This window comes from Klebsiella sp. P1954 (assembly GCF_018199955.1).
Taxonomy (GTDB): domain Bacteria; phylum Pseudomonadota; class Gammaproteobacteria; order Enterobacterales; family Enterobacteriaceae; genus Klebsiella; species Klebsiella pneumoniae.
Map to the genome: position 1 here is coordinate 1,118,400 of NZ_CP073373.1, position 12,859 is coordinate 1,131,258.

Here is a 12,859-nt window from a genome sequence, read left to right on the forward strand (position 1 = left end):
TAAACATTAGTCCATACGCTGGGCGCGCTGTAAAACCACCTGCAGCAGCACATTGGCGCCAGCAATCAGATCTTTGGCTGCGCTATGTTCTTTGACGTTATGGCTAATGCCATCGACGCAGGGGACAAAAATCATCCCGGCGGGACATACCGACGCCATAAATTGTGCATCGTGTCCGGCGCCGCTTGGCAAACGTCGGTAACTGAGCGCCTGACGCTCCGCCTCGGCTTCCACCGCATTGACGATCTCATCGGCAAAAATGACCGGATTAAAGCGCACCAGTGAGCGGCTGGTTATCTCCACGCCCTCTTCCTGCGACGTTTTCGCGACAAATTCGGCCAATTGCTGCTCCGCCAGACATAAGATCGCATTATCGGTATTGCGGAGATCCACTGACATGACGACATGGTTGGGAATGACGTTGATCAGATTAGGCTTCACGCTGAAATGTCCAACGGTAGCTACCTGATTACCACCAAGGCTTAGCGCCAGCTCACGGGCAAAAACAGCGATTTTCGCAGCCGCCAGCCCGGCATCACGTCTCATGGACATTGGGGTAGTACCCGCATGATTCGATACGCCTCTCAGGGTAAATTCCTGCCACGAAATACCCTGTACGCCGGTAACCACGCCAATATCAATCTGCTCTTTATCAAGAATTGGTCCCTGTTCGATATGCAGCTCAACGTAGCTATCTACCGCCATATCTCCCGGCTGACGTTCGCCTTTATAACCAATGTTACGCAGCGCTTCATCGAGCGTGATACCGTCGAGATCTTTTGCCGCGAGCGCCTGCGCCAACGGATACTCGCCGGCAAACACCACGCTGCCCATCATATCGGGCTGAAATCGCACCCCCTCCTCGTTAGTAAAGAAGGTTACCGCCAACGGTCGTCGGGTGCGGATCCCGGCATCCTGGAGGGTGGCAATCACCTCAAGGCCGGCCATAACGCCGTAGTTGCCATCGTATAACCCACCTGTGGCGACGGTATCGATATGTGACCCCATCATCACCATCGGCAACGTCTCCTCGCCGTGATAAACGCCGGTGACATTGCCGATAGCATCAATTGACACGCTCAGGCCCAGCGCCTTCATGCGGGCTACAACAAAGTCCCTGCCGGCTTTATCTTCGGCAGTCGCTGCCAGGCGGCATACACCGCCGCCTGGCAGCGCACCATGTTCGCCAAGTGCATACAGGGAATCGATAAGCCGTTGGCCGTTAATCTGCAGATAATGACTCATATAACATCTCGCTAATAATGGTGGTTATTGGAACATGCCGTAAAAAATGGCAGATACGGTGATAAGACCGATCAGGGTGACGAAAACGTTGCTCGCTTTACCGCGCCAGGGGGCAAGCACCGGTAATTTATGAATGGCGTACATAGGCAACAGCAGCAGAATTGCCGCCCCGGTGGGGCCGCTGATGCATTCGATAATACCGAGGATACTGGGGTTCTTGTACGCGGCGAACCAGCAGGTAAGCACCATAAACACCAGGATGACCGCGTCGACGAGGCGAATACCAGGTTTTTTCCCGCGTGCGGCGGCGGCCTCCAGAATCAGGTCGCGCAGCGATTCATAGGCGCCGATGTAGTGGCCAAGAAATGATTTAGTAATAGCGACAAAGGCGATAATCGGCGATAGCCAGGCAATAATCGGTGTATCGTACTGATTGGCCAGATAGGACAAAATCGACAGATTCTGGGCTTTGGCTTCCGCCAGTTGCTGCGGCGACAGGCTTAACACGCAGCTGAGAACAAAAAACAGCACCACCACCGTCATGAGCAGGATACCGTAGCGCTGGATCTGCGCACATTTACCCTCAGCGAGCGCCAGACCGTAACGCTGCTTCTGGCGCACCACCATCGGCGAAATGATGGGATAGTGGTTAAACGACATCACCAGTACCGGGAAGGTCATCCACAGGGATAACATGATCCCCTGCCCATCGCCCGTGGCGCTGAAGCTTACGGTTTGCAAAATTGCGCCGTTCCAGTGCGGAATCAGAAAAAGTGCCATAAAAATAAGCGAGATGATGAAGGGATAAACCAGGGTGCTCATCACCCGCATTATCAAACGCTGTCCGAAACGGACGATAAACATCAACCCGAGGATCAGAACGATGGCCACCAGCGACCGGGGAGGCTCGGCCATCGCCAACTGGTGGGTGATAAAGCTCTGCGCGGTGTTGGTGATAGCCACCGCATACATAATCAGAATGGTATAGACGGCGAAGAAATAGATGACGGTAAATACTTTTCCCGCCAGCGCGCCAAAATGCTCGCCAATAACATCGGTAATACTGCTTTCCGGCGTATTGGAAGAGTAAATGAATCTCGCCAGACCGCGGTGAGCCAGATAAGTAATAGGAAAAGCGAGGACAAAAACAATCAGCAGCGGCCAGAAGCCGCCAATTCCGGCATTAATCGGCAGAAACAGCACCCCGGCGCCAATGGCTGTACCGAACAGGCCAAGGACCCAAACGGTATCTTCGCTATGCCACTTTGCGGGATCGGAATATCCTTTATTGATAATTATATTTTCAGTATTCATCGGTCAGGTTCTCTCTATGCATGACGCGAAAGCGCGTATGTTTTCGTTATGAGTCAGAACGCTTGTCATACCGAGGGCTTGTAGGGTAGGTAAGATGGCCCCCTTGTTATTGTCGATAGCGCTCAACCATTACGGCCAAACCAGACGATGTCTTCATAGACATCGGGTGATGTATCTCCTTCCGTGCTGATTAACAGAACCTGTGCATCGGCATTCAGGCGCAGCGATTCGGCAAGCTCGCGATACGCCGGTTGAGTCATCAGCGCATAAAGCACTCCTGTGCCAATAGCGCCGGATTCCCCGGAGACAAAAGGTTCGTCAGTACCTGGTCGCGGAGCGGCCAACAGGCGCATGCCGTTGGCCGCCAGACAATCGTCGGCGGAAATAAAACAGGTGGCATGGTCGCGGAGCATTGGCCAGCTGGTGATATTAGGTTCACCACAGGCAAGCCCGGCCATCAGGGTTGACATATCCCCGCCGACGCTGTGCGGCAGTCCGTCATTAATGGTTGCCGAGCGAAACAGGCAGTTCGCCTTGTGCGGCTCAACGATGATGATGGTGGGAGCCTGCTGCTGCATCTTTTCGATGAAATATCCCATGATGCTACCGGCAAACGACCCGACCCCGGCTTGTAAAAACAGATGCGTCGGCATCGACGCTCCGCTTTCTGCCAGCTGCTGCCAGATTTCAACAGCGAGGGTCATATAGCCTTGCATGATCCATGTGGGGATCTGCTCGTAGCCCTGCCAGGCGGTATCCTGGAGTAGAACCCATCCCTGCTCGCGCGCGGTTTTGGCCGCCAGCCGAACTGTGTCGTCGTAGTTCAGTTCAGTAATCGTGCATTCGGCGCCATGCCGGCGAATATTCTGCGCGCGTACCGGTGACGAGCCCTTTGGCATATACACCACCGCACGCAGCCCAAGCTGCTCAGCCGCCCACGCCACGCCACGTCCGTGGTTACCGTCGGTAGCAGTCACAAATACGATGTCCTTGATACGCGCCTTAATCACTGGTGAATTAAGCTCGGCAAAGCTCAACGTATTAATATCTCGCTCAAGCAGAGCGGCGAGATATTTCCCCATCGCATAAGATCCGCCTAATCCTTTAAACGCATTCAAACCGAATCGCTGCGCTTCATCTTTTATATGGATCGATCCCAGCCCCAGCCGCTGGCTTAAAAATTCCAGCTTACGCAGCGGCGTGACCCGGTAATCAGCAAATTTTTGATGGAATGCCAGCACTTCGTTCCCCACGCTTTCATTCAGCAGACTCAAGTCTGCTCCCTGGCCATAGGGCTGCCGCCGGGCGTTAAGTTGAAATTTAATTGTGTCCACTATTCAGGCACCTCTATTTTCATATCGTCCTGCGACGATAACGTTATTTGCGACCATTCCGCCTAAACGACGGGTGCACGGATCCGTGCGGCCTGAGACAGGACGGTCGCTTTAAATTGGTTAAGTCAGAATGTGAGAGGCTTTTTGTCGCGATATACCGCTTTCCCACTGCCTGTGATGGTACACTGCGCCAGGCGGTTAATTGGCGCAAAGTTGCCCATCGCGCCGCAATTTTCACTCTGTTTTATCATTCTCACGCAACAACGTTGCATTAGTGAGGTTGATCACAGGCTTGCAGGACGAGATATATGATGAAACTTGACGCATGGGATAAAAAAATTCTTACGCTCTTGCAGCGTAATAATCGCTTGTCGCAACGGGAGATCGCCGATCGGATCAGCCTGTCTCCTTCGGCAGTCAATCGGCGTATCGCTGCACTGGAGGATGCAGGGGTGATTAAAGGCAGTGTTAGCTTAGTGGACGCCAGTAAAGTGGGAAGACCAATCACCATTATGGTGCAGGTGACCATTGAGAATGAACGTCTCGATCTGCTTGAGGAGGATAAACAGCGTTTCGTAACCTGTCCGCAAGTGCAGCAGGTCTACTATGTCACTGGCGACTTCGATTTCCTGCTCGTGATCAACGTCCGTGATATGGCGGAATACGAAGCGCTAACCCGTGAACTCTTTTTTGCCTCGGGAAATATCAAGTCTTTCCGGACCATCGTGTCGATGCAAAATGCGAAGCAGGAAATGACGGTCATTATCGAGTAAGTCGTGTAAAAGTCGAAATGGGGAGCCAAAGAACACCCCGGAGGTGTATTTATTTCCGAAATCCACCCTTCCCTGTGCGAAATCTACTTGTCTGATGGAAGATGACAGGTAACATAGATATCCCCCCGCTGTTGGGGGAAGAGACTTTTTTATTGGACTACATAGAGAGATTATTATGAGCGTTGTGCCTGTAGCCGACGTACTCCAGGGCCGCGTTGCCGTTGACAGCGAAGTCACGGTCCGCGGATGGGTGCGTACCCGCCGAGATTCTAAAGCTGGCTTTTCTTTCCTCGCCGTCTATGACGGTTCCTGCTTTGATCCTGTACAGGCCGTTATTAATAATTCTCTGCCCAATTACAATCAGGAAGTGCTGCGTCTGACCACCGGCTGCTCGGTGATTGTCACCGGTAAAGTCGTGGCTTCTCAGGGTCAGGGTCAAAGCTTTGAGATCCAGGCGACCAGCGTGGAAGTGACCGGCTGGGTGGAAGACCCGGACACCTACCCGATGGCGGCCAAGCGCCACAGCATCGAGTATCTGCGTGAAGTAGCGCACCTGCGTCCGCGCACCAACCTGATTGGCGCGGTAGCCCGCGTGCGTCACACCCTGGCGCAGGCGCTGCACCGCTTCTTCAACGAACAGGGCTTCTTCTGGGTTTCCACCCCGCTGATCACCGCCTCCGATACCGAAGGCGCCGGCGAAATGTTCCGCGTGTCGACGCTGGATCTGGAAAACCTGCCGCGTAACGATCAGGGCAAAGTCGATTTCGACAAAGACTTCTTCGGTAAAGAGTCGTTCCTGACCGTTTCCGGGCAGCTGAACGGCGAAACCTACGCCTGTGCGCTGTCGAAGATTTATACCTTCGGCCCGACCTTCCGCGCCGAGAACTCCAACACCAGCCGCCACCTGGCGGAATTCTGGATGCTGGAGCCGGAAGTGGCCTTCGCCAACCTGAACGACGTTGCCGGCCTGGCGGAAGCGATGCTCAAGTACGTCTTCAAAGCGGTACTGGAAGAGCGTGCGGACGACATGCAGTTCTTCGCCGAGCGCGTGGATAAAGACGCTATCGACCGTCTGCAGCGCTTTATCACCGCTGATTTTGCCCAGGTGGATTACACCGACGCCGTCACCATTCTGGAAAACTGCGGCAAACAGTTCGAGAACCCGGTGTACTGGGGCGTGGATCTCTCCTCTGAGCACGAACGTTACCTGGCCGAAGAGCACTTCAAAGCGCCGGTGGTGGTGAAAAACTACCCGAAAGACATTAAAGCGTTCTATATGCGCCTTAACGAAGACGGTAAAACCGTCGCGGCAATGGACGTTCTGGCGCCGGGCATCGGCGAGATTATCGGCGGTTCCCAGCGTGAAGAGCGTCTCGACGTGCTTGACGCGCGTATGGCAGAGATGGGTCTTAACAAAGAAGACTACTGGTGGTATCGCGACCTGCGTCGCTACGGCACCGTGCCGCATTCCGGCTTCGGTCTGGGCTTCGAACGCCTCATCGCTTACGTGACCGGCGTGCAGAACGTCCGCGATGTTATTCCGTTCCCGCGGACGCCGCGCAACGCGACATTCTAAATTTTTCTGACATCAATCTGAAAGGCCAGCGCAAGCTGGCCTTTTTTTATGTCAATTACTGTTAGTAAAATTCAACAACCTTAAACATCAAGACCTGGAAATCACAATTATGTTACGCACTGTTTCGGTGCATCCTGGTGATGTAGATCGCACTTTATGTTCATAACAGAGCAAAATGGCTGATAAATTTGCTCATTTTTTGACCTTTGCCCGCACATCTTGCAAAGACAGAGACTGAATAAAAAGAATACGAATTCAATACACAAAATGAACGAATTGCCGCTTAGCCAAATTAATCATAAATAATTCATATAGATAGATAAGCAATCGCGTTTTCCCTTATCCGGTGGAACGGAATTTTGATTAAGTTCACAAAGTTCCGTTAAATACACATTTAGTTACATGATTTTTCGTTTTGTTACTCATATGAGATATTCGTAGCATTTTCCGGCTAGCGAAACGTTGTCGCGGATGGAAAGATGCCTTCAGACACCAAACTCTCATCAATGGTTCTGTAAGTTTTTATTGACAGAACTTATTGACGGCAGTGGCACGTGTTCATATAAAAAATATTAATGAGGGTAATAAATAATGATGAAGCGCAATATTCTGGCAGTGGTGATCCCTGCCCTGCTGGTAGCCGGTGCAGCCAACGCTGCAGAAATCTATAACAAAAACGGCAACAAACTGGACTTCTATGGAAAAATGGTCGGCGAGCACGTCTGGACCACCAATGGCGACACCAGCAGCGACGATACCACCTATGCCCGTATCGGCCTGAAAGGCGAAACTCAGATTAACGATCAGCTGATCGGCTACGGTCAGTGGGAATACAACATGGACGCGTCCAATGTTGAAGGTTCCCAGACCACAAAAACCCGTCTGGCGTTCGCGGGCCTGAAAGCGGGCGAATACGGTTCATTCGACTATGGCCGTAACTACGGCGCGATCTACGACGTCGAAGCGGCAACCGATATGCTGGTTGAATGGGGCGGTGACGGCTGGAACTACACCGACAACTACATGACCGGTCGTACCAACGGCGTCGCAACCTACCGTAACTCCGACTTCTTCGGTCTGGTTGACGGTCTGAGCTTCGCGCTGCAGTACCAGGGTAAAAACGACCACGACCGTGCGATTCGCAAGCAGAATGGCGACGGCTTCAGCACCGCAGCCACCTACGCGTTCGACAACGGTATCGCACTGTCTGCAGGCTACTCCAGCTCTAACCGTAGCGTCGATCAGAAAGCTGACGGCAATGGCGACAAAGCCGAAGCCTGGGCGACCTCTGCAAAATATGACGCTAACAACATCTATGCGGCCGTCATGTACTCCCAGACTTACAACATGACTCCGGAAGAAGATAACCACTTCGCTGGTAAAACTCAGAACTTTGAAGCAGTTGTACAGTATCAGTTTGACTTCGGCCTGCGTCCGTCCATCGGCTACGTACAGACCAAAGGCAAGGACCTGCAGTCGCGTGCTGGCTTCTCCGGCGGCGATGCGGATCTGGTTAAATACATCGAAGTGGGTACCTGGTACTACTTTAACAAGAACATGAACGTCTACGCTGCGTATAAATTCAACCAGCTGGACGACAACGATTACACCAAAGCGGCTGGTGTCGCCACTGACGACCAGGCGGCCGTGGGTATCGTTTACCAGTTCTAATCTGCAGTACACCCCTTCGTGATATGCCTTCAAAGCAGGACTTCGGTCCTGCTTTTCTGTATTCGTGAGACAAAGATCGTCTCTTTCGAAAACCTTCGCGCTTTTTGTCGCAAACGGTTGGCAATTCGTTATTCTCCCGTTAACCTGATAGCGGATTTCCCTTCAGTAATCACAATGGAACCTCGTCATGTTTGAGAACATTACCGCCGCCCCAGCCGACCCGATTTTAGGTCTGGCCGATCTGTTTCGTGCCGATGACCGCCCTGAAAAAATTAACCTCGGAATTGGTGTTTACAAGGATGAAACCGGTAAAACGCCCGTTCTGACCAGCGTCAAAAAAGCAGAGCAGTATCTGCTGGAAAATGAAACGACTAAAAACTATCTGGGCATCGATGGTATTCCTGAATTTGGTCGCTGCACCCAGGAGCTGCTGTTCGGTAAAGGCAATGCGATTATCGCTGATAAACGCGCCCGCACCGCGCAGACACCGGGCGGTACCGGTGCGCTGCGTGTCGCCGCAGACTTCCTCGCCAAAAACACCGACGTGAAACGTGTGTGGGTAAGTAATCCGAGCTGGCCGAACCATAAAAGCGTATTCACTTCTGCCGGGCTGGAAGTGCGCGAATACGCATACTACGACGCGGCTAACCACGCGCTGGACTTTGATGGTCTGCTGGCCAGCCTGAACGAAGCCCAGGCGGGCGACGTGGTACTGTTCCACGGCTGCTGCCACAACCCGACCGGTATCGATCCGACGCTCGATCAGTGGCAGCAGCTGGCGCAGCTGTCGGTGGAAAAAGGCTGGCTACCGCTGTTCGATTTCGCCTACCAGGGCTTCGCCCGCGGTCTGGAAGAAGATGCTGAAGGGCTACGCGCTTTTGCTGCTCTACATAAAGAGCTGCTGGTCGCCAGCTCCTACTCGAAAAACTTTGGCCTGTACAACGAGCGCGTCGGCGCCTGCACTCTGGTCGCCGCGGATCAAGAGACTGTAGACCGCGCCTTCAGTCAGATGAAGTCGGTGATCCGCGCCAACTACTCGAACCCGCCTGCGCATGGCGCCTCCGTGGTCGCCACCATTCTGAGCAACGATGCGCTACGGGCAATCTGGGAGCAGGAACTGACCGATATGCGCCAGCGCATCCAGCGTATGCGTCTGCTGTTCGTCAATACCCTGCAGGAGAAAGGCGCGAGCCGCGACTTCAGCTTTATCAGCCAGCAGAACGGCATGTTCTCATTCAGCGGCCTGACTAAAGAGCAGGTGCTGCGCCTGCGTGAAGAGTTCGCCATCTATGCGGTAGCTTCCGGACGTATCAACGTGGCCGGGATGACGCCTGACAATATGGCGCCGCTGTGCGAAGCCATCGTCGCCGTACTGTAAGCGATAGTATTCGGTATAAAGAAAAAGGCCGCGAATGCGGCCTTTTTTATGTGTTCGCGTCATGTCTGTTACCAGACCGGCATCTCATCCTGCAGAAACGGGTTATTACGGCGTTCCTCACCCAGCGTCGACAGCGGACCATGGCCGGGAATAAAGGTCACATCATCGCCCAGCGGCAACAGCTTTTCCTTGATAGCCGCAATCAGCTGCCCATGGTCGCCGCGCGGAAAATCGCTGCGTCCCACCCCGCCTTTGAAAATCACGTCTCCGGAGATCAGCAGTCGGGAGGCGTCATCAAAAAAGACCACATGGCCCGGCGTATGGCCCGGGCAGTGCAGCACCTGCAGCGCCACATTCCCCACATTGACCACATCGCCTTCATTGAGCCAGCGATCCGGACGCAGCGGTTGGCAATCCTCCAGGCCGAACATCCGGCTTTGCGCCGGTAATCCTTCCAGCCAGAACTCATCCTCTTTTTCCGGACCAATAACCGGTACGCCATAATGCTGCGCCAGTTCAGCCGCGGCGCCAACGTGATCGAGGTGGCCATGCGTCAGCAGGATCTGCATCAGCGTGACGCCAGCCTCCGCCACCACCGCTTTGATACGTTCAGCATCGCCGCCAGGATCGACCAGCGCCGCCAGCCGGGTTTGCCCGCACCAGATAAGAGAACAGTTCTGCGCGAACGCGGTAACCGGAATAATACGATAGTTCATGACGCTCCTTTCGTTACCAGTGCCTTACGGGACCGGTATCAATATGCACAAAGTTACTACGTGGGTAATATCCTACACCACCTGCGCGCATAGATAACGCCGCTTTGCGAATATTGCTTAACGAAATACCTTCAATATGGAAATCCATCGCCTGCCCCTTGGTGTGATAGCTGTGTTTCGCTACACCACGGCTTCGTGCGCGAAGCTCATCGTTGGTATCGAGGGAACGATAGCCAGAGATAAGCTGGACAGGTTTGTTGGTGCCAAGTAGTCCCTGCAACCGATAAAGATGATCGAACAGATTTGGATCGATGGACTTAATTTTATTCGCGCGATAGTCACGGAAAAAATGGTTAAGTCTTGCTAATTCATCCTGAATATAGCCTCTGCCATCGAAAAACTCCGCCCTGAGCGATTCACCGGTATGCAGGTTATTCAGCGTCAAAATACGCGGACGGGGGGTCGAGAGGGTGGCAAATGCCGGCGCAGGGAGAATGGCGGCAGCACCCAGCGCAGCGCCACCCAACGCCAGCAATCTGCGGCGATTAGCGTCAAATTTGTCCATGATAATCAGGTCTACAGTCAATGAATCGTTATATACTTTTTCCGCTTTGCGCGATGCCAGGATCAGCTCGCTATCGCTCGCCACGACCGAGATGTTGCCCGGCAAAGGAGAGCGTTCGCGCTAACCGCGCTACGCATTGAGCGGAATGATATGTATATGCACTTCTGGCGCACGAAAGGCACCTTACCGGGCATTATTGCCAACGTCAAGGCAGCCTCACCCCAGGAAAATCGGGCGCTGCAGAGGTGCAGCGCCCTTTTTTACCCAGTGCTAGGACAACAAAATCCATTGAACTACTTCATTTACCTGATTAATTGTTCCGCTTTCGTCAGAATTTGTGCGCTGGATCGCGCGGTGATATCGTAATTGTAAATATCTGTTCGATATTGTGTACGTCCATCAGCGTCCACAAACGCCGTTAAGTAATATAAATTCACCGGTATATTTTGCCGAATATTGACATAGCGCGTATCCCCCTGCTTCAGGGCGTCGGAAATGCGCGTGTCATTCCAGCCCGCGTCCTGCAGCAGCATATTGGCCAGCTCCGAGGCTTTATTGACCCTGACGCAGCCGGAACTGAGCGCACGGACATCCTTCTGAAACAGATTATGATTCGGCGTATCGTGCAGATAGATAGCATCCGAACTCGGCATATTAAACTTGTAACGCCCCAGTGAATTACGTGCCCCAGGCGCCTGCTGAAAACGGAACGGTAAATTGTTCTCGGTGATGGTTGACCAGTCAACCCGGTAAGGATCGATGGTCTCTTTACTGTTCCAGCCGCGCATCACGGTGTAGCCATGCTGCTCCAGATAGCCAGGATTATTACGCACCTTCGGCAGAATATCTTTGCGCGCCAGGGTGGGCGGTACGTTCCACGGCGGATTGACCACTACGTTGTTCAGCGCGCTGCTCATCATCGGCGTCTTGCGGTCCGGACGTCCGACGATCACCCGCGAGGCCAGCACCTGACTGCCGTCCTGGTAATAGACCAGCGAAAACGCGGGAATATTCACCATGATACCGGTCGATAGTTTGCCTGGCAGCAGACGTAGACGCTGAATGTTCAGCGCCAGCACGCCAGCGCGCTGCGCCGATGAGACATTGAGCCAGTCACGGGTGGATTGGCCGATGACCCCATCCGCCCCCAGCCCCTGCATGGCCTGAAAGCGCTTAACGCCCTCCACCAGCTGGCGATCGTACACACCGCGCGCCGCGGGCTTGCTCTTTTTCTTCGCCGAAGGACTCACCACGTCGCCGGGCAGAACGATATTGGCGGAATTTTCCAGCATCCCGGTACGCTGGAGGATCTCGCGCAGCGCGCCGATATCATTGCTCCATTCTCCCGGGCGCAACGAGCCGCTGCCGGTCATCTGCGGCCATGGACGTGAATCAGCCACCAGCGCCAGCAGCGACTGATGCATGGCCTCATACTGCGGATGACGCGGCGCCAGGCCGGCGATAAACGCCGGCAGGGAGCCATTATCCAGCGCCAGCTGCCACTGGTTAATCACCGACAGCGGCGGGGTCGCCATCTTGTACGGTGTCGAGCTATATAACCAGCGGGTCCCCTGGGTGGGGATGCCGCTGATAAAGTGCAGATAGCCCATCATGGCATCAGACAACACCACATCGCGCGCCATGCCGCTGACGGCAGGATCGGTCAGCAGACTGACCCAGGTGGTAAACTGCGGCTGAAAACCGGCGATGGCGATCTCCGCCAGCTGCTGCTGGAACGCCTGCACCGCCTCGCGGTTTTCCCACATCGGTTTCATATCCCTGGCGGCGTATAGCGAGACCAGCGGATTCATAAAGACGGGTTTGTAGCCAGCCGGCAATAGCGCTTCGATCTGGGCGCGACTGTTCGCCGCGGCTTCCATCGACAGCGGCTGCTCACCGGCCAGCTTCGCGACCGCCGGCGATTGCCCGTCGCTTTGCGACAGCGCGACGGAAAGCTCTCCAGGCGTAGCGGAGCTATCACCTGGTACGACTTCAGGCTCTGCGGCCTGGACATTGAACAGCGGAGCAAATGCCAGTGCCAGGCTCAGACTGAGCGCTGACAATGGACGACCATACCGTTTCTTAAGCAACATCCCTTGCCCCCTGTTGTCACACATTGCCGCCCACAAATTCGTGGGCTTTAACACAGTATATAAAGACGAAAAGGCTTTTGCCTTACCTAATGTAAAGAAGCTTAAAGATTATACCATCCTGGCATAGCAAGCTGGATAGCAAAAAGGGCAACTTAACGTTGCCCTTTTCAGCGCTTACCCGCCAGTAGTGAGCT

The 12,859-nt window shown here is 54.0% G+C and carries 10 protein-coding genes; 4 read left to right on the forward strand and 6 right to left on the reverse strand.

Translation table 11 applies throughout. The features are described 5' to 3' along the window. Window positions 1-6: 6 nt before the first annotated feature. From KB890_RS05595 to dpaL, 3 genes are all read right to left on the reverse strand, one after another. On the reverse strand, window positions 7-1,245 hold the full coding sequence (locus KB890_RS05595) for a Zn-dependent hydrolase (RefSeq protein WP_004141764.1): 1,239 nt from the start codon (window positions 1,243-1,245) through the stop codon (window positions 7-9). Window positions 1,246-1,269: 24 nt separating this feature from the next. Continuing rightward, a complete protein-coding gene (locus KB890_RS05600; RefSeq protein WP_004176676.1) occupies window positions 1,270-2,559 on the reverse strand; it encodes an aromatic amino acid transport family protein in 1,290 nt (429 codons plus the stop codon). A 122-nt stretch (window positions 2,560-2,681) separates the two neighbouring features. After that, window positions 2,682-3,893 (reverse strand): diaminopropionate ammonia-lyase, encoded by a 1,212-nt coding sequence (gene dpaL / locus KB890_RS05605; RefSeq protein WP_071604878.1) that lies wholly within the window; start codon window positions 3,891-3,893, stop codon window positions 2,682-2,684. A gap of 311 nt (window positions 3,894-4,204) precedes the next feature. Here dpaL and KB890_RS05610 point away from each other — a divergent pair, with 311 nt between their 5' ends. The 4 genes from KB890_RS05610 to KB890_RS05625 all read left to right on the forward strand — a co-directional run bounded on the left by KB890_RS05610 (window position 4,205) and on the right by KB890_RS05625 (window position 9,291). Continuing rightward, on the forward strand, window positions 4,205-4,666 hold the full coding sequence (locus tag KB890_RS05610) for an Lrp/AsnC family transcriptional regulator (RefSeq protein ID WP_002898209.1): 462 nt from the start codon (window positions 4,205-4,207) through the stop codon (window positions 4,664-4,666). Window positions 4,667-4,841: 175 nt separating this feature from the next. Continuing rightward, window positions 4,842-6,242, forward strand: coding sequence for an asparagine--tRNA ligase (gene asnS / locus KB890_RS05615; protein WP_002898206.1), 1,401 nt, complete (start codon window positions 4,842-4,844; stop codon window positions 6,240-6,242). A 591-nt stretch (window positions 6,243-6,833) separates the two neighbouring features. Then, window positions 6,834-7,913, forward strand: coding sequence for a porin OmpK35 (gene ompK35 / locus KB890_RS05620; protein WP_004141771.1), 1,080 nt, complete (start codon window positions 6,834-6,836; stop codon window positions 7,911-7,913). A gap of 187 nt (window positions 7,914-8,100) precedes the next feature. Then, window positions 8,101-9,291 carry an amino acid aminotransferase gene (locus KB890_RS05625; protein ID WP_002898202.1) on the forward strand — a complete coding sequence of 397 codons (1,191 nt, stop codon included), beginning with the start codon at window positions 8,101-8,103 and terminating at the stop codon, window positions 9,289-9,291. Between the two features lie 68 nt (window positions 9,292-9,359). Here the strand turns inward: KB890_RS05625 and KB890_RS05630 are convergent, their stop codons facing one another. The 3 genes from KB890_RS05630 to ldtD all read right to left on the reverse strand — a co-directional run bounded on the left by KB890_RS05630 (window position 9,360) and on the right by ldtD (window position 12,665). Further along, window positions 9,360-10,007 carry an MBL fold metallo-hydrolase gene (locus KB890_RS05630; protein WP_002898200.1) on the reverse strand — a complete coding sequence of 216 codons (648 nt, stop codon included), beginning with the start codon at window positions 10,005-10,007 and terminating at the stop codon, window positions 9,360-9,362. Window positions 10,008-10,020: 13 nt separating this feature from the next. Continuing rightward, entirely contained in the window at window positions 10,021-10,572 is a 552-nt protein-coding gene (locus KB890_RS05635) for a YcbK family protein (RefSeq protein WP_002898198.1), read from the reverse strand. Window positions 10,573-10,874: 302 nt separating this feature from the next. After that, entirely contained in the window at window positions 10,875-12,665 is a 1,791-nt protein-coding gene (gene ldtD, locus KB890_RS05640) for a L,D-transpeptidase (RefSeq protein ID WP_020324391.1), read from the reverse strand. Window positions 12,666-12,859: the final 194 nt, after the last annotated feature.

Coding starts and splice junctions, on each gene's coding strand:
- asnS (WP_002898206.1), top strand. CDS start 4,842: ATGAGCGTTGTGCCTGTAGCCGACGTACTCCAGGGCCGCGTTGCCGTT.
- KB890_RS05600 (WP_004176676.1), bottom strand. CDS start 2,559: ATGAATACTGAAAATATAATTATCAATAAAGGATATTCCGATCCCGCA.
- KB890_RS05610 (WP_002898209.1), top strand. CDS start 4,205: ATGAAACTTGACGCATGGGATAAAAAAATTCTTACGCTCTTGCAGCGT.
- ldtD (WP_020324391.1), bottom strand. CDS start 12,665: ATGTTGCTTAAGAAACGGTATGGTCGTCCATTGTCAGCGCTCAGTCTG.
- KB890_RS05635 (WP_002898198.1), bottom strand. CDS start 10,572: ATGGACAAATTTGACGCTAATCGCCGCAGATTGCTGGCGTTGGGTGGC.
- KB890_RS05595 (WP_004141764.1), bottom strand. CDS start 1,245: ATGAGTCATTATCTGCAGATTAACGGCCAACGGCTTATCGATTCCCTG.
- KB890_RS05630 (WP_002898200.1), bottom strand. CDS start 10,007: ATGAACTATCGTATTATTCCGGTTACCGCGTTCGCGCAGAACTGTTCT.
- KB890_RS05625 (WP_002898202.1), top strand. CDS start 8,101: ATGTTTGAGAACATTACCGCCGCCCCAGCCGACCCGATTTTAGGTCTG.
- ompK35 (WP_004141771.1), top strand. CDS start 6,834: ATGATGAAGCGCAATATTCTGGCAGTGGTGATCCCTGCCCTGCTGGTA.